This is a genomic window from Paenibacillus campinasensis (assembly GCF_002272015.1).
In the GTDB taxonomy this organism is placed as follows: Bacteria; Bacillota; Bacilli; order Paenibacillales; family Paenibacillaceae; genus Paenibacillus_AQ; species Paenibacillus_AQ campinasensis.
In genome coordinates this window covers 1-24058 of record NZ_NPBY01000027.1, presented here as the reverse complement: position 1 = coordinate 24058, position 24058 = coordinate 1, and the positions used below count along the sequence as shown (strand labels likewise).

23 protein-coding genes, 3 tRNA genes and 2 pseudogenes are annotated in these 24058 nt (G+C 46.6%); 8 read left to right on the top strand and 20 right to left on the bottom strand.

Annotated elements, in window-relative coordinates; translation table 11 throughout:
* The first annotated feature begins 90 nt into the window (after nucleotides 1-90).
* Entirely contained in the window at nucleotides 91-825 is a 735-nt protein-coding gene (locus CHH67_RS07775; protein ID WP_095264599.1) for an MBL fold metallo-hydrolase, read from the top strand.
* Between the two features lie 452 nt (nucleotides 826-1277).
* Here CHH67_RS07775 and CHH67_RS07770 read toward each other — a convergent pair whose 3' ends face one another.
* The 9 genes and pseudogenes from CHH67_RS07770 to CHH67_RS07725 all read right to left on the bottom strand — a co-directional run bounded on the left by CHH67_RS07770 (nucleotide 1278) and on the right by CHH67_RS07725 (nucleotide 9998).
* A complete protein-coding gene (locus CHH67_RS07770) occupies nucleotides 1278-2297 on the bottom strand; it encodes an alpha/beta fold hydrolase (RefSeq protein WP_218832010.1) in 1020 nt (339 codons plus the stop codon).
* A 24-nt stretch (nucleotides 2298-2321) separates the two neighbouring features.
* Nucleotides 2322-2870 (bottom strand): TetR/AcrR family transcriptional regulator, encoded by a 549-nt coding sequence (locus tag CHH67_RS07765; protein WP_244908123.1) that lies wholly within the window; start codon nucleotides 2868-2870, stop codon nucleotides 2322-2324.
* Nucleotides 2871-2961: 91 nt separating this feature from the next.
* Nucleotides 2962-4185: an MFS transporter gene (locus CHH67_RS07760; protein ID WP_095264597.1), complete on the bottom strand. Its 1224-nt coding sequence runs from the start codon at nucleotides 4183-4185 to the stop codon at nucleotides 2962-2964.
* A 727-nt stretch (nucleotides 4186-4912) separates the two neighbouring features.
* Nucleotides 4913-5065, bottom strand: a complete 153-nt coding sequence (locus tag CHH67_RS27170; RefSeq protein WP_342351951.1) for a MerR family DNA-binding transcriptional regulator — start codon at nucleotides 5063-5065, stop codon at nucleotides 4913-4915.
* A gap of 176 nt (nucleotides 5066-5241) precedes the next feature.
* A pseudogene (locus CHH67_RS07745) lies at nucleotides 5242-5981 on the bottom strand (SDR family NAD(P)-dependent oxidoreductase).
* Nucleotides 5982-6031: 50 nt separating this feature from the next.
* Nucleotides 6032-7059: pseudogene (locus CHH67_RS07740) on the bottom strand (helix-turn-helix transcriptional regulator).
* A 131-nt stretch (nucleotides 7060-7190) separates the two neighbouring features.
* Nucleotides 7191-8066, bottom strand: a complete 876-nt coding sequence (locus CHH67_RS07735; protein WP_095264596.1) for an SDR family NAD(P)-dependent oxidoreductase — start codon at nucleotides 8064-8066, stop codon at nucleotides 7191-7193.
* Between the two features lie 45 nt (nucleotides 8067-8111).
* Nucleotides 8112-9062, bottom strand: a complete 951-nt coding sequence (locus tag CHH67_RS07730; RefSeq protein ID WP_095264595.1) for an NADP-dependent oxidoreductase — start codon at nucleotides 9060-9062, stop codon at nucleotides 8112-8114.
* 177 nt (nucleotides 9063-9239) lie between these two features.
* Nucleotides 9240-9998, bottom strand: coding sequence for an SDR family oxidoreductase (locus tag CHH67_RS07725; protein WP_095264594.1), 759 nt, complete (start codon nucleotides 9996-9998; stop codon nucleotides 9240-9242).
* A gap of 175 nt (nucleotides 9999-10173) precedes the next feature.
* On the opposite strand from CHH67_RS07725, the gene CHH67_RS07720 reads away from it, so the two are divergent.
* A complete protein-coding gene (locus tag CHH67_RS07720; protein ID WP_095264593.1) occupies nucleotides 10174-10812 on the top strand; it encodes a TetR/AcrR family transcriptional regulator in 639 nt (212 codons plus the stop codon).
* Nucleotides 10813-11102: 290 nt separating this feature from the next.
* Here the strand turns inward: CHH67_RS07720 and CHH67_RS07715 are convergent, their stop codons facing one another.
* Together CHH67_RS07715 and CHH67_RS07710 are read right to left on the bottom strand one after the other, a co-directional pair.
* Entirely contained in the window at nucleotides 11103-11630 is a 528-nt protein-coding gene (locus CHH67_RS07715; protein WP_095264592.1) for a cupin domain-containing protein, read from the bottom strand.
* A gap of 568 nt (nucleotides 11631-12198) precedes the next feature.
* Complete coding sequence (locus tag CHH67_RS07710; RefSeq protein WP_095264591.1) at nucleotides 12199-12810, bottom strand: TetR/AcrR family transcriptional regulator; 612 nt, start codon at nucleotides 12808-12810, stop codon at nucleotides 12199-12201.
* 150 nt (nucleotides 12811-12960) lie between these two features.
* Between CHH67_RS07710 and CHH67_RS07705 the strand changes: the two genes are divergently transcribed.
* Nucleotides 12961-14253, top strand: coding sequence for an FAD-dependent oxidoreductase (locus CHH67_RS07705; RefSeq protein WP_095264590.1), 1293 nt, complete (start codon nucleotides 12961-12963; stop codon nucleotides 14251-14253).
* A gap of 495 nt (nucleotides 14254-14748) precedes the next feature.
* Here CHH67_RS07705 and CHH67_RS07700 read toward each other — a convergent pair whose 3' ends face one another.
* Nucleotides 14749-15669, bottom strand: coding sequence for an AraC family transcriptional regulator (locus CHH67_RS07700; protein WP_425320435.1), 921 nt, complete (start codon nucleotides 15667-15669; stop codon nucleotides 14749-14751).
* 178 nt (nucleotides 15670-15847) lie between these two features.
* Between CHH67_RS07700 and CHH67_RS07695 the strand changes: the two genes are divergently transcribed.
* Together CHH67_RS07695 and CHH67_RS07690 are read left to right on the top strand one after the other, a co-directional pair.
* Nucleotides 15848-16099, top strand: coding sequence for an Atu4866 domain-containing protein (locus tag CHH67_RS07695; RefSeq protein ID WP_095264589.1), 252 nt, complete (start codon nucleotides 15848-15850; stop codon nucleotides 16097-16099).
* Nucleotides 16100-16159: 60 nt separating this feature from the next.
* Entirely contained in the window at nucleotides 16160-17317 is a 1158-nt protein-coding gene (locus tag CHH67_RS07690) for an MFS transporter (RefSeq protein WP_095264588.1), read from the top strand.
* 70 nt (nucleotides 17318-17387) lie between these two features.
* Here CHH67_RS07690 and CHH67_RS07685 read toward each other — a convergent pair whose 3' ends face one another.
* Nucleotides 17388-18266, bottom strand: coding sequence for a helix-turn-helix transcriptional regulator (locus CHH67_RS07685; RefSeq protein WP_095264587.1), 879 nt, complete (start codon nucleotides 18264-18266; stop codon nucleotides 17388-17390).
* Nucleotides 18267-18462: 196 nt separating this feature from the next.
* Between CHH67_RS07685 and CHH67_RS07680 the strand changes: the two genes are divergently transcribed.
* Genes CHH67_RS07680 through CHH67_RS07670 form a run of 3 tightly spaced genes read left to right on the top strand, consistent with a single transcriptional unit; the run spans nucleotide 18463 to nucleotide 20142 of the window.
* Nucleotides 18463-19032 carry an NADPH-dependent FMN reductase gene (locus tag CHH67_RS07680; RefSeq protein ID WP_095264750.1) on the top strand — a complete coding sequence of 190 codons (570 nt, stop codon included), beginning with the start codon at nucleotides 18463-18465 and terminating at the stop codon, nucleotides 19030-19032.
* Between the two features lie 22 nt (nucleotides 19033-19054).
* Nucleotides 19055-19357: a Dabb family protein gene (locus CHH67_RS07675; RefSeq protein ID WP_095264586.1), complete on the top strand. Its 303-nt coding sequence runs from the start codon at nucleotides 19055-19057 to the stop codon at nucleotides 19355-19357.
* A gap of 41 nt (nucleotides 19358-19398) precedes the next feature.
* Nucleotides 19399-20142 (top strand): SDR family oxidoreductase, encoded by a 744-nt coding sequence (locus CHH67_RS07670; RefSeq protein ID WP_095264585.1) that lies wholly within the window; start codon nucleotides 19399-19401, stop codon nucleotides 20140-20142.
* 199 nt (nucleotides 20143-20341) lie between these two features.
* On the opposite strand, the gene CHH67_RS07665 is transcribed toward CHH67_RS07670, so the two are convergent.
* From CHH67_RS07665 to CHH67_RS07635, 7 genes are all read right to left on the bottom strand, one after another.
* The gene (locus CHH67_RS07665; RefSeq protein ID WP_095264584.1) at nucleotides 20342-21265 is read right to left on the bottom strand and encodes an alpha/beta hydrolase; all 924 of its coding nucleotides are present in this window, start codon (nucleotides 21263-21265) and stop codon (nucleotides 20342-20344) included.
* 214 nt (nucleotides 21266-21479) lie between these two features.
* Nucleotides 21480-21755 carry a hypothetical protein gene (locus tag CHH67_RS07660; RefSeq protein WP_095264583.1) on the bottom strand — a complete coding sequence of 92 codons (276 nt, stop codon included), beginning with the start codon at nucleotides 21753-21755 and terminating at the stop codon, nucleotides 21480-21482.
* A gap of 90 nt (nucleotides 21756-21845) precedes the next feature.
* Nucleotides 21846-23030, bottom strand: coding sequence for an MFS transporter (locus CHH67_RS07655; protein ID WP_095264582.1), 1185 nt, complete (start codon nucleotides 23028-23030; stop codon nucleotides 21846-21848).
* 129 nt (nucleotides 23031-23159) lie between these two features.
* Nucleotides 23160-23462 carry an ArsR/SmtB family transcription factor gene (locus CHH67_RS07650; protein ID WP_095264581.1) on the bottom strand — a complete coding sequence of 101 codons (303 nt, stop codon included), beginning with the start codon at nucleotides 23460-23462 and terminating at the stop codon, nucleotides 23160-23162.
* 280 nt (nucleotides 23463-23742) lie between these two features.
* Nucleotides 23743-23823, bottom strand: a tRNA-Leu gene (locus tag CHH67_RS07645).
* Nucleotides 23824-23890: 67 nt separating this feature from the next.
* Nucleotides 23891-23967: transfer RNA gene (locus CHH67_RS07640), tRNA-Arg, on the bottom strand.
* Between the two features lie 10 nt (nucleotides 23968-23977).
* A tRNA-Cys gene (locus tag CHH67_RS07635) sits at nucleotides 23978-24051 on the bottom strand.
* Nucleotides 24052-24058: the final 7 nt, after the last annotated feature.

Genomic DNA, 24058 nt, shown 5'->3' with positions numbered 1-24058 from the left:
AACACCCATGCCGGGAACTGCGCGGTGCGATAAACCGTAGACGCATCAATGCAGGAGTGCAAATTTTATATTTTCTTGGAGGAACGAATAATGAAACTTACCGTTATTGGACACTGGGGCGCCTTTCCACCGGCGAACGGTGCAACCTCATCCTATCTGCTGGAAGAAGGAGACTTCTCTCTCCTTATCGACTGCGGAAGCGGCAGCTTATCCAGCCTGCAGAACTACATCCCGCTACAACGGTTGGACGCATTGATCGTTTCCCATTACCATCACGATCATAAAGCCGATATTGGCTGCTTACAATATGGCATGCTGATTCAGTCCCAACTGGGACATCGCACCGGTACTTTCCCCATCTATGGCCACAGCCAGGATGCTGATGAATTCTCGTCTCTCACCTTCCGGGGATATACGGAAGGCCATGCCATCAGTCCGGAATATCACACGGTTATCGGGCCTTGGGAGGTATCTTTCTGTCCGACTACGCATCCTGCCTATTGCTTGGCGATGCGTTTCACCATCGGGAATAAATCCCTGGTTTACACGGCGGATACCCACTGGACCGATGATCTTGTGGATTTTGCCCGCAATTGTGATCTTCTGCTATGTGAAGCCTCTGTACTGGATGACAATGTCGCTCAAAGCTCCGGCCATATGACTCCGGAAATGGCAGGTCAACTGGCCGCACAGTCCGGCGCTGCTTCGCTGGTCCTCACCCACCTGCCTCAGTACGCACCCGGTGAAGTGTTGGTAGAACGAGCTCGCCAAGTGTACTCCGGCAGCATTCAACTTGCCTCCAGCGGTCTTCAACTGGAGCTATAATCCAGAATCTCATGTGAGATGTATTGGGTTTGGTCATCCCCATCCCCAAGAAACATAAATATTGAAGGATTCTTGATCAGGTGCGACCATATCGAGCACAGCTTCCTCTTTACTCGCAGAACACGCGACCAACATGCTAAAAAGAAAATAATTTAAATTTTGATTGTTTTAATCAACAGAACTGATCTCCATAATCGAAGATCAGTTCTGTTGATGGCAGACACAAACACATGGAAAACTGCTTGGCGGCACTACCTGCCCAGCTTAACTTTCTTCATAAGGAAGGAACTCCTTAAATCCAACCTTGCCCAAATTTTCAAATTTCAAGAAATATACTTTTCTAGACAACAAGCATAGTAAAATAAAAGAGGGACTTTAGGATCCTCCTAATCATGCTCGCTTATGTGGCGGACAGGATAGGAATAAGACCAAGCAACGTCACCGTCAAAACCTCAACCGAGATTGAAGAAATCCGCAAGTTCTTCAGCTACCACTTCTGGCTGTTCCTCTGGGAGGAAGTGGCCGCAGTAGCTTATTGCGCCACCCCGTACATCTTGCACAAAGGCCTTGAGGGGAGTGACCATATCTGTGATGGAACCCTGATCCGAGCCAAGAGCGAGAACGGGTGTCTTCAGTTTTCCCATGGCGGAAAGTTCGCGGTTTTGTTGAGCCGACAAGGATGCGTCGCGGTAATAAGCGAGCCCGGCACGCAGCCCGCCGGGCCTCTTGAAAACGCGCAGATATTCCTCGATATCGGCTTCTGAGAACGCCTCCGGGTTAGCCGCCTTTCTCCGCAAGAACCAATCGAGATATTCACGCTCTCGGCCGGCGATCAGCATTTCTGGAAGGTCTGCGACTGCGTGAAATGCGAAATGCCAGGTCCGCCATGCCCGCTCCGGAGCGGTTGGCAGAGCGTCCGGTAAGGTGATGCCTGGAATTCCTGCATCCATAAGAGCTAAACTCCGAACCTCATCTCCGAACAACGCCGCATAGGTATAGGCGACCCACGCGCCAACATCGTGAGCGGCGAGATAATATTGTTTCATCCCAAGCTGCTCGAGGAACTTGTGCACCGTGATCGCCAGCGTCTTCGTGTCGTAGCCGACCGCCGGACGGTCGGAATCACCCTGTCCAGGTAGATCCAACGCAATGAGCTTGTAAGTCGGAGCGAGCAGCGGCATGATCTTACGCCATGCGTACCAACTCTCCGGAAATCCGGCGAGAAGCACAACCACATCACCATCCTCATTCCCTCCGGCCACGTAATGCAGTCTCATACCGTCCACAGTCTGAAAGAGGTGCTTGAATCCAGCCACTTCCCGCTCGGGTCGAGAAGTCGGAGGCGCTTCGATCGTCCTCTTCTCAGCTTGGGGCGTGGACATTGGGTTTTTCTCATTTTGTTCTTTTGTGATTGAACTCATTGTTTGCACTCCTTTATTTGTCGAATAAGCGTTAATTTCCAGAATGAACATTCCAATAATTTTAAATAAAGATACTCATAACATCTCAATTACGGAGTTCATCATGTCATAAATCTGATTTTTGTCCATGTTCAGCTTGGATACGACATTGATGCTGTGATTAAGATTTAGCAATAAGTGAGACAGCGATTTAATATCTTTGTTGGGATCGAGTTCTCCCGTCTGCTGTCCTTTCCGGAGAAGCTCATAAAATGCCTGTTCCAATTCCTCGAAACCGTCCTGTATCATTGTACGAAGTTGTTCATCCGGTGTATCCAAGCCAATGGTTGCGTTCGTAATCAAACAGCCTCTGGGCAAATTCTCATCAAACGCGGAAGCAATATGATCATCAAAATAGCGCCGTATTCCAGCTTTTGCGGAAGAAGCATCCACCAAGAGATTTGTTTTATATTCGCGTGTTTTTTTGTAATGACGCAGTGCCTCAACATAAAGCGTCTCTTTGTCCACAAACGTTTCGTACAAACTTGATCTGCTTATTTTCATGGCTTCTAATAAATCCGGTATGCTTGTTGCTTCGTAACCTTTTTCCCAAAAAACGAACATTGCCTTATGAAGTACGTCCACCTTGTTAAACTCTTTTGAACGTCCGATTGTGATCCCCCCCTTTACGTAGGAACAGTATAATCTTTCGGGAACGAATAGTCCAGTATTTCAGTTATGATTCCAATTCAGTTCTATTAAAATGCCCGGTACGTCCCTGTTTCCACTTCACCGAGTTACGCCCGCTTGCGGTTACGATAATCTGAACGATCATCATGAGTACGACGATGGTAATCATCCCCAACACCGTAGACCTAAAGCTGTCGGTAGCATCATAAATCCAACCCAATATAATTGGACCAGCAGCTCCGATCACATAACCAACCGCTTGAGCTTGGGCTGACCAGGCAGCAGCTTCATGATGGTCACCCGTAGCATCGATTGGAAGAAGCAGATTTAAGGGCATCAATCCCCCAGCGCCAATTCCGATAAGCGCAGAAGCTAACCATGGCTCAATATTACATACAAGCAAAATCAAACCTAGAAGTTCAAACAGAGATCCGGCAATCAGCCACAAGCGGCGAGAGGGATATTTCTTTAACAAAACTGATAGCAGCAGACTTACAGGGACTTGAATGATTACGAATAGGGTAAAAGCATTTGCAGCGTAAGTTTTCGTGTACCCCATGCCTTGGATAATTTGAGGAAGCCACGCTGTAAACGAGTAAAACAATATGGCCATTAGTCCAAAAGATATGGTAATGATCCACGCCTTGACGTTTCGCCACGGTAAATTAACTTTAGCTTTCCTGATCTCAGAACCCGTGTACGCCGTTTTTTTCACTTGAAGATTGACGAACATCCACCATATCATAGCGGAGATGAAAGCGATAATTGCCCAACATGCAAGCGAATCCTGCCATGAATTGAAGAGTTTCTGTAAAGGTAAAGACAACCAGCTACTGAGGGCAGCACCTAACGTAAGCGCAACTGTGTATACTGCAATCATGAACGGAACTTGACTGGGAAAATGAAGTCTAATGAAACCGGACAACAGCGGACCTATCAATGCAATCCCAACGCCTGCAATCAAGGCAGTAATAAGCAGAAGGGACACTGAGTGAGTAAATAAACGAATGACTGTGCCTACTCCAATAATCCACAGGGACAATCCAATCACCCGCTCGATTCCCCATTTACCGCCCGCCTTTACGGCAATTGGCGATAGAATTCCCATGCATAACACCGGTATCGAGGTTAGCAAACTCGCAACGGCCGCGTTCATCCTCAGTTCTGTGCTAATGCTTGCAAGTAATGGAGCGATCGAGTTAATCGACGGTCGTAAATTGAGTGAGGCAATAAATAATGCAATGGCCAACCGAAGTATGTTTTTTTTCATTTCTCTTAAGCCCCCTTTATGAATAAAATCGCTCGAAGTGATCTGCACAGGTTATTCCGAATGTAATGCTAAAATAGTAAAAGCTCTTTTTCCGAACCATTTGGTCCAAAAATCATAGCGTTAAGGCGCACGAATGCCTTGACTACAGAATTGACCAGAATTCGGTTTACGTACACTTGTTTAGAGTTTTTCGAACCGATCAGTCCAGAATAAGCGCAACAAACGTGCTGCGTTAAGATCTGGATCTTTCAAATAAGCGTGAGATAGGCTAAAGAGTCTCTATCGCGGCACGGGGTGTTTCTGAATGAACTCCTTTGGACGTCCAAATGCTGCCAACCCTCCTTCAAAGTGAATATACCATTTTCGGAACGAGTAGTCCAGTATTTAATAGAGCGACACATCCTCCCTCTCCGATCTGGCTCTGGACTGTTGGCATGGGATCATACACGATATCAAAGCCAAAAAGGCGTGGACTGGCAATTTACTACCGACGAAGCACGAATCAAGCTTTAATTATTGAGGCCTGCCTTCTTTCAGCCTTATGTCAATAAAGTCAACGATCTTCTGAAGTGAGGAGATTTGAATCATAATATGTTCACGTTAACTTCTTAATTGATCCATCAGTTCAGGATAATTAACGGAATCGGAGTTGACTGAGGCAGCCAAAAATGGTCGCATAGCCTCAAGCGACATTCCCGTTTTTTTGAGGCAGGTTATTTGCTTAATCCTATAAATGTCCTCTTTTAATAGAAGCGATGTCCGTTTTCTTTCCGTTCTGCCCGAGGCAACAACATAATCTTTCGTAATAGCGAATTGTGTCCTCGGAAATACCGGTTTGCTCTGCGACTTGCTTGATCGTAAACGCTCTTACCTTCGACATGTACTCGATATTGAGCATTCCAGTTGGTCGGCTGTGAAAAAGACTTTGTCTGAGACGGCCCATTCAATGGGTCGAATTGAATCCAAATGAAGCACTAGAAAAAGACAGCGAGCTCCCCCGCCGGCCCAATGCCTGTGGGGGAGCTCACTCTCTTTTTCTGATCAGCACGCAAAAAATTAAAAGATTGTCGGTACCATTCCCCCATCTATGCGAATCGGGGATCCTTTAAAGGCGGAAGCCATCGGGCTGCAAATGAAAGCAGTCAATCGACCGATCTCCACAGGTCTGATAAACCTCTCGATTTCGGATTGAGGCAGGTTCTTCGTCATAAAGTCTTTCTCTTTAGCCTCGAAGGTCATCTCTTCGTTCGAATATATGCGCTCGATGATCTGCAGCACGTTCTCGGAGAGGGTCGGTCCCGGCAGGATCGTGTTCACTGTAACTTCGGCGCCGCGGGTCAACTTGGACAAGCTCTTGGACAATGACAACAGCATGGATTTGGTCACACCGTACGGCCGTATTCGCGACTCAGCATGGAAGGCAAATAAAACTTGCTTAAGTCATTGGCGGCAAGAAAGTTCGTACGGAAGTACTTCTCCCATACGGCATCGTCTACGTCGTCATAGGGCATGATCTCATAGATGCCCAAACTGTTGACAAGAATATCGATGTGGGGAAAATTCGCGAATAAAGCTTCTCTTTGCTGCGAATCGACGAGATCAGCGGTTGCATTTCGAGGTTCCGTCTCCGGGAACGCCGCTTGGATCTCAGCTACCGTGCGCTCGACATCATCATTGTTACGACCATTTATGAGAACATGAACGCCTTACCTGGCAAGTTCAAGAGCAATCGCTTTTCCTATGCCTCTAGTTGATCCCGTTACCAAAGCTGTCTTATTCTTCAATCCCATATCCATCTTCCTGCACTCCTTATGTCTAGGATAGAGATTATGATACATCGTTGTGCCTACTCAGTAACTAGCGCTGAACACCAATCATCTTGCAAGGCGCGCCAATTGGCAGGAGTCTTCCCTGCCCATGAGCGAAATGCGCGATAAAACGAATTTGGGTCCTCGTAGCCGACGAGAAATGCAACTTCTTTGATCTCCAGCGCAGGGTCTGCCAAGTAAGCGACGGCCATCTCCCGCCTGGTTTTCGCCAGCAACTGCTTGAAGCTTGCGCCATCTTCCGTCAACCTGCGCTGCAAGGTACGCTCGCTCATCCCTAGCTCCGAGGCTACATTATGAATGTCGATTCGCTCTCGAGTTAGGCATCGGGTCAAGATCCACTGCACCTTAGCGCTCATGGTGGGCTGGCTCTGTCGTTCTTCCAGCGTACGATCCAAGGAGGGAGTCAGAATCTCGAGAGGTTCTTCGTTGTACGACGTGAAGGGGCGGTCCAGATCTTCGTGATTCAGTATGAGCCGATTGCGTCCCGTCCCCATCCGAACGCGACAACCGAAATAACTTTCAAGAGCTTCAACATCGCCCATGGAGTGTATGAATTCAACGGAATGTGCCTTCAGATGATGACCGGTTCCCCGGCGCCCGAGCTCAAGCAGATAGGCGAGCGTAATGCCGACAAGCACCGGTGGTCCGGGTAGTTCGGCATGCTGCCATTCCAATTCAATCGAGTAATGCTCGTCTTCTTCCTGAATCTTCAAGTTTTCCGGAGGGCACATTTGCTTATAGCGCGCCATTCGGTTCAGCGCGTCCCGGTAGTCGCAAGCGTGAAAGGTCGCCAAAGCATTCGGCGGATACTGTGCTGTCTCGTACGCGGTCGCAAGCTTGACGATTCCTGTAGCAATGTCCCCGACTAGTTCGGAATAAGCTTGCCAGATCGAATAATATTGTGCGGTCGTGACTAACGGTTCGGTTTGACGGTTAGCGGCAGACGAACTTGGCGCGCTACATCAATGGGTTCTATTCCTATCCCCCTCAAGCTAGTCCAGAAACCTGGCGCGATCTTGATACGGTCTGCGGAAGGAGCGTTCATGGCTGTCGACCTCCAAGGATAAAGTCAAATTGCAATCATCCACGAACCGTGGACCATTGATACTTCTGAATTATAGCCTACCCAGGAGGGGTGAGGGTACCTGGTTCATTGATTTGCGGTGACCTCACGAACTATTTTTCTGCGTTATCGTTGAACACCCCCCCAAGAAATTCATGTGTATAAATATCAGATATTTTTTCCAGGACACGCTGCGCATGTTCTGTAAATTTCAAGTCCGCAATCCGATCTTTGAACAGAAACACGCCGGTCTCCTTGCTGTTTTTGCCGAGAGCTCCCTCATATAATAGGTTGGCTCCATGAGTAGGCGGAGAGGAAAAAAACTTCATAAACAGTTCAAACCCTGCGGTCAGTCCGGAATCTTTTCCTTTTCTTAGCGTATTGTTAATGCCTGGGTCAACGCTGCGGATCTTGATGCCTTCCTTGGCAAGCTGCGGTGCGATGGCTTGGGTCCACAACGAAAGAGCCAGCTTTGAAGTCGCATAGGGTCCATACATTTTGCGGAAGGTTTGGGGATGCTCCAATTTTTCGATCGTAAACGCCTTCGTAAATCTAAACACCTGCGACGAAGTGTTAATCACCGTTTTTATGCTGCCGTTCTTCAACAGTTCCTTCAATTCCATCAGAATAATAAAAGGAACGACCGTCAACAATTCATAATGCAATTCGCGGCCTTGTTTCGAATAGCGCAGCTCACTTAAGCCTCCTCCGGCGTTGTTAAACAGTATATCGATCCGCTGTTCCTTGCTTTTTATTTCTTCCAAAGCCTGCCTCAAGCTGCCGTAATCGGTGAGATCCTTCACTTTATAGGCTCGGAGCTGTCCGTCCTTGAGATGATTTTGGAGGAATCTATCGTCCGCTGGAAAATCCGACCGGTTCAAAGCAACCACCTGCCAGTTCTCCGACAGCATTTTCCGGGTCAATGCCAACCCGATCCCGTTACTTGCGCCTGTTATCAGTGCAATATGTTCTCGTTGGTTCTTACTCAATGCATGTCCTCCTTTATTCAGAATTTCCTCGGGTATATGGGATCATCAGTCGGAGTCCGGCAGGAGGATCAGTTTGCCGCGAGCCCTCCCGCTCTGGCTGATTTCGACAGCTGAACGCCATTCTTCGAGTTCGAAAGTCTTCGCGACCGGAATCGTGAACTTGCCGTCCGCTGCGTACCCGGCAAAGTCGCCGACAACGTCATAACGTGCGGTATGCAGTTCTCCATAGCTGGTGCGAACGCCAAGTTCAGCGGCTGCGGCGAAATCGCTGACGGTTAGGACATGCTGGGGATGCCCGTTGACGATTTGGACCAGATCTTTCAATGAACCGCTGATTGGCGCGGTATCCAGGGCGAGATCAACCGGCTGCTTTGCCAGTTCGGTCACTCGTTCGACCATTCCATCACCGTACGAGGTCACCAACGCCCCCATTGAGCGGAGCTTGTCGGCGTAAGTGGGACCAGCGGTTGCGATCACGCGGGCACCGCGCATGAGGGCAATTTGAACGGCGGCGAACCCTACCGTGGTGCCGGCTCCGTGCACGAGTACGGTCTGACCCGGTTTCACCCCAAGAGTATCAATGCCACGGTAAGCGGTTTCGACTGCCATTGGCAACGCTGCAGCTTGAACAAAGTCAAGTCCGGCCGGCATGCGGAACCAGTAGTACATAATTGCTTGATCCGACGCACCGGCGCTCGATCCATTCATGAAGTCTGCGCCACCCAGAACGGAATCGCCGATGGCAACATCGGTTACGCCCTCTCCAATCGCGTCTACAATACCGGCCACGTCCAGCCCGATTCCGCGAGGCAAGGGCAATTGAGCGGCAAAATGGCCTTGGCACGTCACCCAGTCAACCGGATTTAAGCCGCAAGCGCGTACTTTCACGCGAATGCGTCCCGGCCCTGGCTCTGGGATCGCCACCTCATCCAAGCATAAGACATCCGTTGGTTCTCCGTATTCGTGGAACCGGATGGTCCGCATGGTATTCTCCATTGTGATCTCCCCTCCATTTTGCTCTGATAAAGTCGTGTTCTCTGTGATTTCGAACGGTCTTTCAAGGAAAACAAAGAAATTCTAAGCGATAAAGTTCACTAGAAGGCAGGGTGTCATAAGCGGAAGCTATGCCCCCTGCCCTCGCCTTATTGGTCAGGGTGTGCGAACCTGAGGAGCTTAGATCTGGGAGCCTCCTCCGTCGATAGGGAACTCAGCCCCGGTGGTATAGGTGGCCTCAAATGCCAGGAATGCAACAGTCTTGGCTACCTCAACTGGATCTCCTAGACGCTGCATAGGGATTTGCTGTTTCATCTGTGCCTTTGTCTGCTCGGCAGCTTCTTCCGGCATTGACTTTTCCATGATGCCTGTGTCAATGACGCCGGGACTGACTGCGTTGACGCGAATATTTCGAGGTAATAACTCGCGCGCCAGCCCTCGAGTCATGGAGCGCAGCGCCGCCTTACTAGCTGCATAAGCACTGAGCATTGGGAGACCCACTACGTTCACGATTGAAGTGGTAAGGACGACCCCGCTACCTGAGCCCAACAACGGAGCGAGTTTCTGCACGGTAAAGTACGGTCCTTTGGCATTGATTGCAAGTATCTCGTCGTACTTGTCTTCAGTCATTGCCTCGAAAGGGACAAACCCCGTGACACCAGCATTAACGAACAGCGCATCTATTGTTCCAAATTCAGATTCCACTCGATCGGCTAATGCGGCGATATCCTTCAATGAGGCAGCATCGCTTAAGACCGCGATCGCGTTGTTTCCGAGTTGTTCACGAGCCGCATCCAGCGTCGCCTGAGTACGTCCAGTAATCAGAACGCGTGCGCCTTCATCCACTAGCAACTTCGCCGTCGCAAGGCCGATTCCACTGCTACCTCCCGTGATCACGACCTTTTTGTCAGAGAATTTCCCCTTATTGAAGGGTTCCATTTAAATCGTCCTCCCTTTATATAAATTGGATAATTAGGTACAGGACTGATTATACGCCACGGGGTTAAATAAGTAAACTAAATTTATTAAATTAGTTAATTTTATAATCTTTATACATAAAGGCAGTGAATTTGTTATAATAATTTCGAAAGGCATTAAAGGGAGGCACTTATCCGTGAGAAAAGCTGTGAGTGTAGATACCTATGTGGAAAAAATAAAACCCATTATAAGAAAAACAAAATTCAGCCAACTGAAAGTTGACGACCTCGCAAAATATATGGATATCAGCAAAGTGACACTCTATAAGCATTTTTCCTCCAAAGACGATATCATCGAACACGTCGTGGATTATTACATTGATTATTCGAAGAAGGCTGACACCGTTGTCAAAGACGATTCCGTCTCTTTTTTGGATCGTTTTCAATTAACATTCCTACAATCTTTGATGTGTGCCGCGTATATCTCTGATTTGTTCTTACAAGATCTGAAGGAATTTTATCCACACCATTATGAGAATCTGTCCGTTGCCCTGCAAAATCGGAATAAAAGCTTACAAACTTTTTTTGAATCCGGTATGGAGCAACAGATTTTCAACAGATTGAATGCCGTGTTGTTTATGGTTCAAGATGACGCTGTGCTGCGACGCTTTATCGAGCCGTCATTTTCGATTCAGTATGATATCACTTTGAAACAAGCGATTATGGATTTCTACTACATGAAGCAGTATCAATTGCTTAAACCTGAGTATCTGAAGATCATAGACAATTCCAACGTTGAAAGGAAGATCGTTCATATTTTGCAAGCCATTTCATAAGTGAAGGGCCATATCCGACTCCGTTTGGACTACATTGGTAAACATCTTCACATAAAGGTTGAGTTGTACGCTGAACGCGGATGCAAAAACGAAGAACAAACGAATAAAAGCATGCGGAGCCAAGTCATTTGTAAATTGGCATAGAGAAGACGTTAAGGGCGTATTACACGCCTAAAATTTCTATAATGCTTGCCGGACGTAAATAACCGCCTAACAGGCGGTTAGAGAAGCCAACGTTCCAATAACGAATCTAACATTTTTATTTCACACTCAAAAAACACTAGGTTTACTTACATCGTTCCATGAGCGACTGTTTTCGTTTCATGAACTGTGCCAAACGGATGCTCGGGCGGCGCATAGATAACATAAACTTTAAGAGGGCAACTACCTGTATTAATTATATTATGCCATTTTCCTGCAGGTATCATGATTGCATAGTCTTCGTACGCCATCACTTGAAAATCTAAGTTTTCTCTGCGGTCACCCATTTGAACAAGTCCCTGACCTTCTTCAATCCGTATGAATTGGTCAGTTGTCGGATGAACTTCCAAACCTATGTCTTCGCCACCATTAATACTCATCAAAGTTACTTGAAAATACTTACCTGTCCATATTGCAGTACGGTAGTTATTGTTTTGTTTGGTTGCTTGGTCAATATTCACAACAAATGGTCTTGTTCCATAATCCTGTGATGTAATGTTTCCAAGTGATCCATAGTTGCGGTTGTTCCAGTTGAAATAGTGGGGATTCCAATTGTTACACCAATAGCATTGCATTGGATATTGCCATTGATGCTGATAACCTGTAATAGAATACATACTTATACTCCTTCGAATGATTTTTTGACCATTTATCCTATGCAACTGCCTAGTTACAGGTAAACAAAATAGGCAAATACCCACTCATTTCCTCCCCGCTAACTTAGTTTCGGAGCTGGACCAGCCAAACCTCAAACCCCACCACGTTCCATGCCCGAGCACCGGGTGGACGGTCCAGAGGCATAAACGACTCTTCAGCGCAATTATTCGTCGCAGCTTCCTTTGCCAAATAAAATCCTCTCTCCTCCTGAGCAAACTGACAGCGGTCAGCTCATACATGGACGAAAGGGGATTATTTCGCGGTACCACCCAGGTTTACTGCATTCTTACAGTTGCAGTCTCATAAGGTATCGCCGTTACGATACCTGCGGCATGTTAACGGATGCCCAGGCCGGGTTTATCCTACTTGCGGTCTGCAATCACGCCTTCCGCGTTCTGTCAACAGCTCCGAGACGACACTATACATGCGTTAAGACGGAGGTTTCAGCGTTTCCTCTGCTCTCTGGGCAATACCCGCTATTGCATAGCCTTCTCGTAAGTTTAACCCATTCATACTCCAGATGAGAATTCACGGTTTCGAAAAATATAAAATTGCCGGCAACACCACATGATCAACAATCTCTTCCAATTTCTGATGCGACACCCCTCCATTTTCAAGCATAAACGTATAGCGAATTTGCTCAAAAAGAATGAGCTTGGTCGCTTTAGGTGGGAGCTTTGTGATTTCTCCCCGTTGTACGGCCTGTTGAAGAACGTAATCCATAATCTTAATATTGGAACCCGTTGCTTCGGCCAACATCTGGCTTGTCCGTTCTCGCTCCTGCTGGCTAATCATCTCGGAAAACAGCATTTTAAATAATCTAAACGGTCCTTGGTCGGACTCCAATATAAATTGCTGACCAACATATAATAAATGATCACGGAGACTGCCCCTCTCGAAATCCAGACTCTTGAATATCCCTTCCGATTGTTGCATCCGTTGTTGGACAGCTGCAAACACTAAATCAAACGGAGTATTCCAATAACGATAAACTACCGAACGACTAGTATTCGCCTCACGAGCAATGCGCGCAAAATTAATCGCGCTGTACCCTTCCGTCTCCAGCAGACGATACGCTGCTGCATAAATATCATTTTGTAATTGGTCGCCACGGCGGCGGCTTTTATTTGATTCCGTCATCACTTTTTCTCTCCTTGTACGTTCATTATACAGCAAACTGTATCTTAAATAAATAAGATCCAAACGTGTATCTAATTGACTTATTAAGATACATTCATGTATCCTAATTATAAAATAAGATACAGTCATGTATCCAAAGGAGAGATCATCATGAAGGTTATTGTTTTGGGAGGCTCGCACGGGGGGATTGAAGCGGTTGAAGCGTTACGATTGATGTGCCCAAAAGCGAACGTTCAATGGTATGACAAAGGAGACTTCTCCTCCACTTCGGCCAAGGATCTTGAATCCATTCAACAACAAGGAGTATCCATCTTCGGCAACACTGAAATAACTCAAATAGAACCTGACAAACACCAAGTGGAAATCTTCAATCATATGACAGGGGAAGCACGAAAGGAAAGTTATGACAAACTCATTATAAGTCCTGGTGCAAAGCCATTTATTCTTCCTGTCCCTGGACAGCATTTAAAAAACATCGGTACGATGAGCAGTCGGCAAGATATATTCAATATGAGAAAACATGCTGCAGATCCCGATATTAAAAATGTTGTTATTGTTGGCGCAGGATACATTGGAACTGGAGCAGCATCATTATTTGCTGAATCAGGGAAAAAGGTTACGCTAATGGACATCAACGATCGGCCTTTAAGCTCCTATTTAGATCAAGAATTTACGGATGTACTTGAAGAAGAAATGAAAGATCGGGAAGTGGAATTGGCACTAGGCAACTCGATCATCGAATTTGTCGGTGATGAAAATGATAGAGTCACCAAGGTTGTAACTATAAAAGGCACCTATTCAGCTGACCTGGTCATCTTGTCTGCCGGCAATCGTCCCAACACGGAATGGTTGCGAGGCGCAGTGGAATTATTGCCCGATGGCAGAATTAAAACCAATGAATACATGCGCACAAGTGATCCCGATATTTTCGCCATTGGGGATGCAACAACGGTTTGGTACACTCCCGGTAAAATGCGGATGAATGTTTCATTAGGCACCAACGCGCGTCGTCAAGCACATTATGCAGTAAAAAACTTACTCGAAGCTATTCATCCACTTCCTGGTGTACAAGGCTCTTCAGGTGCGCATATCTTCGATTATTATTTCGCTACAGTTGGTTTGAATGATAAAACGGCAAAAAAACTTGGCATTGAAATAAAATCCGTCTACTTGGAACAAGAGACAGCCCTGTTTTCTCCGGAGACGACCATTATGTTCAAACTGGTTTACGATCCAACAACTTTAGAAATTTTAGGGGGACAAATCATGTCTAAAGTTGATTTGACTGCTAATATCAATACGGTCTCCCTTGCGATTCAAACCGGATGCACATTAGAACAATTGGCCTATGCCGACTTCTTCTTTCAGCCAGAATTAAACACACCATGGAATGTAATAAATACAGCAGGATTAAAAGCATTACTACAAGAGAATTTAATGTAACAGACTTTCATTTCGCATCAATGAGGATGTAGAAAGGGCTTTTCCTCAGTTCAAAATTTCGCCGTTACTTATGATACAGCTCTCTGTACGTCACTCACTGGTATAGCAAAATGGTTAAAGGAATCGTCTTCTGTGTGCCAGAAGACGATATTCTTCATGCTCTTTCGATCTGCTTATAAGCGACACACATCATTCAACATGCCTTGTATTCCTATACTGTCATTGGAGTTTGCTAATCAACTGTATTCCTTTTATTCTGATCCTAAATTCCTTGTTATTAGTAATCAACTCCGTTAGTGTTACCGGAGTGAAGGACAAGGTGCTTTTTTTTCCTCTAAAGTTACTCCATCCTTTCTCAGCTGTTTTTAAAATGCCTTTATTAAGTCAATATACATTTCATATAACAAGGAGCGCAGCCTATTTAGGCTTGCTCCCCCATTCAACAATATTAGGCATTCCACATGTGAGGAGTGTCACAATCGATCAGAAAGTCGCCTAATAGTGCGCCTCCCCTGCCTGCAAAGCGTCGCGAAACCGCTGGATGTCCCTAATCGGCGGGGCGCCAAACATACGCGCGTATTCTCGGTTGAAGTACGAGGGACTCTCGTAGCCAACCTGAAAAGCCGCTTCAGCCGCTTCCATCGTTGAGGATAGGAGAAGGCGGCGCGCTTCTTGCAGCCTAAGTTGCTTTTGGTACTGGATCGGGGTCATTGCCGTTACTTCTTTAAAATAATGATACAAGGACGACGCGCTCATTTCAGCCTCCTCGGCTAGTTCGTCAACGCGTAAAGGCAATGCAAAATCTCGGTTCACCCTCTCGATCACCTTCGCGACCCGTTGTGCATGGCTGCCGATTAATGCGAATTGCTTGAGAGTATTGCCCTGCTCTTCCTGAAGTATCCGGTAAATGATTTCACGAACCGCATACTGCGCAAGTACCGGAATGTCGCGGGGCGAGTCCAACAAATGCACAAGGCGCATTACGGAGTCGTGTAAAGAATCGCTCATCCGATTTATGACCAAACCGCGTCCATATTGGCGTTTTGAACTCTCTACTTGATCAGAGGCTTGGAGCACATCAAGGATTTGATCCATCGTAAATTGCAGCCGAAGGGAAAAATACGGCGCTTCGGAAGACGCCTCAGCGACTTGCCCGGATATCGGCAACTTTACGGAAGCGGTCAGATAATGATCTGAATCGTACTGATAGACCTCTTGCCCCAGCATGACAACCTTCGAGCCCTGCGCTACCACGCACAGGGATGGTTTATAAACCGAATGCACCGGTTCGGATATTTGGGACGCCCGAAAAAAGCACAAACCGGGAATCAACGTCTCATGCGTGCCATCTGTCATCGTAAGGCGCTCGATAACCTGTGCTAATTCTCCCCTCTGCATCGCGACCTTCCCCTCCATCTCTTCATAACCCTTTAACCCCATGTTCTTAGCCCTAATATTATAACCTTTTGGAGGATTAGGCAATTGCATGAAATGATCCGGCTACCGCCTTACCTTCGAGTGAGAACATAATAATAATGCAGTAAGAGTAGCAATCAAGATCATTTATGACCCGATCTGGAAGGAGAGAGCAAGAATGAAGACAGACCAAGCAAATCCCCATCCCTATGTCGGAATGTGGGTTACCGCCGACGGATATATCCGGCATGAACTACTGCCAAATGGTCGGTACGACGAAGCTCGCGGCAATCGCAATAGCGCTTATCAAGGCAGCTATACCATCGATGGCGATCATATCCAATATGTAGATGATACCGGGTTTACGGCTGATGGCGATTTTCGAGAAGGGGTGCTCTACCACGCAGGTATGATCCTCTATCGAACGTGACCGAAGGAAAGAAAAGAAAACGAAGAACTGCATCAATTTCATTTGCGTAAGGAGTTTGGAATGGATAAACGAATATGGATTTTAGCAATTGCCTCATTTGTAGTAGGCACTGTCGAGCTCGTCATTGCCGGAATAATCGATATGATCGCACAAGATCTGAACGTTTCAGTAGGTACCGCAGGCCAACTGATTACGGTCTATTCATTAGTCTTTGCTTTTGGTTCCCCTATACTAATTACCCTTACCTCTAAAGTAGAGCGTAGAAAATTATTGACTGCTGCAATGTTTGTCTTTTTCGTAGGAAATATGATTTCTATCGTTAGCCCTACCTTTGCGGTTCTTCTTGTTTCGCGGATTATACTTGCAGCAAGTTGCTCGATTGTGGTTGTTCTTTCTGTTGTTATGGCTTCAAGTATAGTTGCACCCGAATTAAGAGGTCGTGCAATCGGTATTATTGTTATGGGGATAAGCGCATCTCTTGTCATTGGCGTCCCTCTTGGCACATTTATCGGCGAAATGTGGGGATGGCGCTCAACATTTGCTTTGGTCGGGGCCCTTACCTTAATCGTGGCATGGGCAGTCAATCGATATCTACCACAGGTAGCTCCACGGCCGGGAGTCCAGTTGCGAGAACAGCTTCGAACGCTAAAGGACTCCAAAATTTTATCCGCTCATTCAATCTCAATATTACAGATGACTGGCCAATTCACAATCTACGCCTACATCACACCTTTTTTACATGAGATGATGGGGCTGTCAACGAACATGATCAGTCTTGTTCTGTTTGTATATGGATTAGCAGGTATAGCAGGAGGATGGATTGGAGGATGGTCCTCAGATAAACTTGGAAACAGCAAAACGATACTCATCACTCTCCTGTTACATGCGCTCGCTATATTCTTGTTGCCTTATTCTACAGGTTCTATCTTTCTATTACTCATCGTAACCGTAGTCTGGTGTGCATGTAATATGGCTCCAAGTCCTGCCATTCAAAGCTATCTGGTACAAACAGCTCCGGAATCTTCGGATATCCAATTAAGCTTTAATACATCATCTTTACACATAGGAGTTGCAGCAGGTTCAATACTTGGGGGACTGATTGTCAACCATTATTCCGTCACAACGAATGCTTGGGTTGGCGGACTGATTGTTATTCTAGCCATCATTTCAGCCCTCTTCTCCTTAAATAAACAAAAAGCATCGACATTTCCATCATAGGTGAATGGTAAATAAAACTCCAAATAAAGGAAAGCCCGAACGTTGAATGCGTTCGGGCTCCTCCGCCATTCTAAACTCTTGAAGAAGATTCGAGCTGCTCTGAATGCTGGCTCCGATAATCGATTAGCAGTTGCTGCATCTTATCCACCGTGCCATCCGGATGAGGAACATGAATGGAAACGGTCAAATTAGAATCGTTCAAGTAATGGAACGAAACTAGATCAAAATTCAAGATCCCGAGATTCGGACAATGCAGCGTCTTAAGAGCATCCATAGCATCGAGAACCTCGTGGGAATCCCAAAATTCCCGAAACTCCCTGCTAACCCGTGAAAGCGCCTCGAACTGCTCGGACCACCAAGGATCGTCGACGTGACGCGCATACCCGGCATGGAAATTGGCAACGATTCGCCTGGCATGCAGTTCCCATTGGTCTCCCTTTAAATAGCGAAAACGGGGAGAAGTAAACGTCATCCAAGCCAGATTCCGCTCCCTCTCCGACATCACCGTGAGATTCCCATTTAATGCGCAGTAAGCTTCATTCCAGGCAATGATGTTCATGCGCGCATCCATGACATTCGCAGGGGAAAGGTTCTGGCTATCCAAGAAACGTTGAAGCTCCGGCGTTACCTTAGAAGGTTGCTTCATACCGGTCAGGGGAAATTGTTTACGGGCAAGATGGTACAGATGCCTGCGTTCCGATTCATCTAACCGAAGCACCTTCGCGATTCGATCAAGGACCTCAGCGGATACATTGATATGACGCCCTTGTTCCAAATAGGTGTACCAATCCAATCCCATGTCGGCCAGCAGAGCTACCTCGCTGCGGCGAAGACCTGGGGTTCGTCTGCGACCGGAATCCGGCACTCCTGCTTGTTCTGGGGTTATTCGTTCACGGCGTGAACGCAAAAAACGGGATAATTCCTCATAACGGTCCAATCTGTTCGCCATAATCTACATGCCTCCTATCTATTCGTGAACGTAGGATTACCAATCCTACGATAACTAGACCTCTTCCTAGGCTCTTCGGGCCCGTTTAGACTAGTTTATGTCCTCCTTAGGAGGAATATCAAGAATGGATAGACATGGGGGGGATCCGCCCTACCTATTCAAAGCCATTCAGACCCTATCATATGAGGTGATGAAAATGAACGTAGCCGCCATAGTCGGAAGCATTCGCAAGGAATCATACAACCTGAAATTAGCTCGTTATATTCAAAACCGTTATCCGCATCTTTTTCAGTTGGATGTGCTGAACATTCGGGACCTCCCCTTTTACGATCAGGATATCGAGTCTGTTCCGCCGCAGCCGGTTATCGATTTTAAGGCAAAAGTCGCTGCTGCCGATGCGGTGTTGTGGATCACTCCGGAATATAATTCAACCATTCCCGGCGTCATGGCGAACGCGATTGACTGGTTATCCCGCGTGGATCGAGTCATGATCGGGAAGCCCTCATGGATCGTCGGATCTTCCATGGGATTATTGGGATCGGTCAAAGCGCAGGGCCATCTGCGTGACATTCTGTTCGCATCCGGCATTTCCTCGCCGCTGTTGCCTGGAAATGAAGTGTACATTGGTCTTGTTCATGAGAAGTTTAACGAGAAGGATGAGCTGACTGATGATCCTACGATTCAGTACCTTGATCTTGTAACCAACAATTTCGTGAAATGGATGAAGGAGCTCTCCCAATTGAAGCAGCTCCAAAGTCCAAAATAAACAGAAACTAGGAGGGAATAAGATGTTTGAGCATATCGTGCTATTGAAATTCAAGCCCGATGTTTCGATTGAAGTAAAAGAAAATGCAATAAAGCGTGCATATGACTTTAAAGGGAACATTCCGGGGATCGTGGAACTTAGCGCAGGGATTAACGTTACGGAGGAAATAGAGCATATGCAGGGGTTTACGCTGGGAATCAGAGTCACTTTCGAGAATCAACAGGCTTGCCGGGAGTATATTCAGCACCCCCTGCATCAAGGATTATTGCAATCCATTGGTCCGTTTGTTGAAGGAATCGTCGTTATGGATTACCCGTTTGCTTAATGTTCCCCTTTACAACAGATTAGAAAGGAGAGCTTGCAGAAATGGATAAAAAGCTTGCCGGCAAAGTTGCCTTGGTCACTGGAGCATCCAGAGGAATCGGCAAAACCATTGCCGAGTATTTAGCGAATCATGGCGCCAAGGTGGTTATCAACTTTGCGAATCGTGCAGATCAGGCGGCAGACGTTGTACAGAACATTCAAAGGAATGGCGGTGAAGCCGCAGCAATTCAGGCCGATATCAGCCGATTGAGCGAGTTGGAGAGACTTTATCAAGAAACCATGAAAACGTTCGGAAAGCTAGATATTGTGGTGAATAACGCGGGAGTCATCATTACAAAACCGGTGGGCGATGTTACGGAAGCGGATTACGACCAGCTATTTGCGATCAATGTCAAAGGGACCTATTTTTCATGCCAGCTTGCTGCTAAGCATTTAAACGCGAATGGCCGCATTATCAACTTTTCCACTTCAGTGGCGGGTCAGATGTTCCCTGCATACAGTCTTTATGCGGGCTCCAAAGGAGCCGTTGAACAATTCACGCGGCAATTGGCCAAGGAGCTTGGAAATAGAGACATAACGATTAATGCTGTAGCACCTGGCCCTATAAATACCGAGCTTTTCACGGTTGGCAAAACACCCGAACAAATCCAGGGACTAGCCAACATGAACGCCTTTGGACGTCTCGGAGAGACCGGGGACATTGCAGGTGTGATCCTCTTTCTTGCGAGCGAAGAATCGCAGTGGGTTACGGGACAAACCATCCGTGTTAATGGTGGATTCATTTAATCAATCCAATCTAAATACACTGTCTAGCAGATAATAAGAAAAGTACCACGGACCGCGGTCATTCCCTCACCCTGCATCATGTTGCCGCTCAGTTCCCCTGTAGGGAAACGAGCGGCTTTCTCTCGTCCTTGAAAGTACCTTGGGCCGGATTAATTGACAATCCTTATCAACCACGGTTTTGTTACAAAAGTTATTTACTTTAATTAAATTCCTTTTTAACAAAGTCAATAAGCTTGGACCTTAAGGCATCACCGTGCTCTCCCCCATGGTACATATCTGTTCCGTGATAACCACTCTCATCCACAATTAGTTCTTTATCCGTTGCTCCGGAGGCTTGATATAATTTACGCACTTCTTGTTCAATTGAGCCTCCATAATCGCCAGGTGAAAAAACAAACATGGACGGTGCTTTAATCTTCTCAACGCTCGGAATTGAATCAAGGGGCCCACATTGTGCAGGAGAAGAAAGAATAATCAGCCCCTCAATAGGCAGCGCCTGACGAACGCCTGCAATGATTGCTGTACTACCGCCACATGATGCTCCCGCCAAAAAGACTCTTTTGGCACCCAATCGTTCGAGTTCGCTTAAGGCAGCATCTGCATCACGATCTATATTCTGATTATCCTCCGGAAAATCCTCTGAGGCACCATGATTACGATATTCAGGAATAACTACCAGATACCCGCTGTCAGCCAGTTCAGTTCCCATGTCAAGAAAAGAGCAAATGTTATAACCTTGCTCGTGTGCAAGCAGGACTCCTTTATCTCCGCTGCCAAGCACAAGTGCAGACAGATACACCCCATCACTGGTTGTTAATGTAGTTGCTTTATTACGCAGCTCATCCGGAACACAACTATTCACAAGATGCCCGTTAGAAGACTTCACTGAACGATCCGGCCAGGCAGGATCATATTCAACCGGTGGGTTTGGGGGTATGTTCTTCTTTTCGGCAACTGGTGTTTCAGGTACAGCATTTTCTACAGGTTTCGTATGTTGAGGTTGATCAGATAGAGCTTGATTTTCATTTGAAGATATCGGCATTGATGTGGTGCATCCTGTAATCGTTACTAATAAAATGAGCAATACAAATACCATTTTTGTTCCTTTAGAAAATACGTTCATTGATTTTTTACACCTCCAACTATTACTGAAATTATAAGTGATTATTGAGCTCACCTACAAATCGGAAGACAGATGCACTAAGTAATATAAGGAGTGGCAGTTGATCTCGGAAGGAACCTCCTCCCAGGTCTGCCCCTATCTTTAAGAAGGACGAACGTCATATTGGATGTCATCCAGATTAGGCGGTATTTTCATTTCTGAGAAAGAAGGTACTTTACGCTCCGTTTCGTTCCGCAGCTGCAGACCGGCGATGCAGGGATAATGAAATAATAGCCGGCATGAGTCCAGTGGTAACAGAAGCTCCGCCAAGAGAACCAACGGATGCAAGCGAGATGCTTTCTATAACGATGCCTCCGATTACGGCCCCCCCCCCCATAGCCATGTCCAACTGCACAATGCCGTGAGCGTGAGGCAACTGAATCATATCGAGGGAGCTTAACAACCTGACTTGGTCTATGAATCGAATGTCCTCGTGTCGTTTAGTTGTCATGCATCATCTCCCGAAGCCAGGAGATGATGCATTTTAGTCATTTGCAGACAGGTGCAATTTCAATTCATTTAATGGACACCTGTTTGGACTTTATCTCAGGGCGTTTTCGACCTTGTCTGCCGGCACCATTCGCACCTTCAAGAACGATACCACCACGATCGCAATAGCGACTCCAACCATCCCGACCCATGTAATTGATGACAGAGACACCCGGCCGACCATGACGCCTCCGATAGCTGCTCCCGCAGCCATAGACAACTGCATCATGGATTGGTTCAGGCTCAGCATGATTCCAGAATAATTCGGTTCAATCCGAACCAGATTGACTTGTTGCGTTGGACCGGAGGTCCATGCCGCAAACGACCACAAGATCAGGAGGATGACAATCGGCAGCCACGAGTGCGTATAGGTAACGGCTAGAGAGAGAAGCAGCAGCGCTATGACGTGCAAGAGCATTCCCCCTGACAGTGTCGGGAATACCCCCCATTTATCCGTACTGAAACCGCCAAATTTGGATCCGAGCAGGCTGGCGATACCGAAAGCTAACAGCACTCCGCTCAGCATCCCTTCTTTCAATCCGGCAATGTCAAGTAGATACGGCGAAATGTACGTGTAGGCGATCGAGTATCCGCCGAGCCAGAAAAAAGTAATCGCAAGCCCTAGCGCTACGTTTCCGTTTTTCAAGAAGGCAAGTTGCTTGGATAACGGCATCGGTTTATCCCCTTGAACTCGAGGGATGATGGCGTACAGAACGAACATAGCCACCAGACCGGCCAGTGCCAATATACCAAAAACCGCTTTCCATCCGAGTTGTGCTGCAACGATACGACCAAGAGGCACGCCGATAATCAAGGAAGCCGTAAAGCCCATCACCACAGTAGCAATCGCGCTGGCTTGTTTGCCTGGTGCGGCAATTTTCGCGGCGATGTCCAAAGCGGTTACTACAACCATTCCCGCGCCTAAAGCCATGATGACGCGAGCTGCAAGAAACGATGCATAGCCCGGCAACACAAATGATAGTACATTCCCAATTACGAAGATACCTAGCGCCAAAACAAGCAGTTTATGTCTTTCCACTTTAGCAGTCAAAGCCATAAGGATCGGGGTGCCAATGGCGTATACAAAGGAAAAAATCGTGACTAACTGCCCCGCAGAAGTAACGGAAATCCCCATTGAATCCGAGATCTTATCCAAGATGCCGGAAATAACATACTCGGATGTACCCACCAAAAAAGTAACTAAAGCCAATAAATAGATCTTCCACGTGTTAAACAAAGCATTCACTTCTCCTTCTTTGTTGTTTTAATAGTTACCGATATGAGTTTTTATAATATATTTATATATCGCGATATGTAGATATGTTAGTCCAAAAAAACTGAATACGTTTGAGGTATTCAGTCATGATTAGAGTTTTTGATTCAAGAAAGCAGCCAACTCGCTTATCTTTTCTTCGTCTCGTTTGTAGTACGTATATTTACCAATTCGTTCGGTTCGAATCAGTCCGGCCCGTTGCAGTATGGACAAGTACTGCGAAGCGGTTGACTGTGTCATATTCAACTTATCCGTAACCTGACTAACGCACACCCCGATTGTCCTCATATCCACTCCTTCATGGGGCACAAAATGTTTTTCGGGCTCTTTGAGCCACTGTAAAATCTGCAGCCTCGATTCGTTGGACAACGCCTTGAACACTTCAATTGGATCCATATTTCATATTATATCGATACTTTCCGATATGTCAATATAATCGTTACTGATATTCCCGAACAACAAAGTCGAGCCGCTCCTTAACGTCTGCGTTCTTTTCTCGCCGAACGGCACGGTCGTTCAAAACATTGTAAGTGAGGTGCAAAAATAGCAAAAGCAACTCACTATACAAATCGTGAAAGGGCACTAAGATTGGGCTAGCTGTAATACTATGAACCAGGTCGTAAAAATATAAAAAAGCCCATTAGAATCATCTAATGAGCTTTCTTCTTGTTAGTAATACCGGTGAGAGGACTCGAACCTCCACGGGTCTCCCCACTCGATTTTGAGTCGAGCGCGTCTGCCATTCCGCCACACCGGCATATTAAGAATATATGCAGTTTACTTGCTTAGCCTATATCATGTGGGAAGCCCACCTGATGGAAAAGTGGCGTGCCCTAAGAGATTCGAACTCCTGACCTTTTGATTCGTAGTCAAACGCTCTATCCAGCTGAGCTAAGGGCACGTATTTGAGATGGAGGCGCCACCCAGATTCGAACTGGGGATAAAGCTTTTGCAGAGCTGTGCCTTACCACTTGGCTATGGCGCCAAAATAG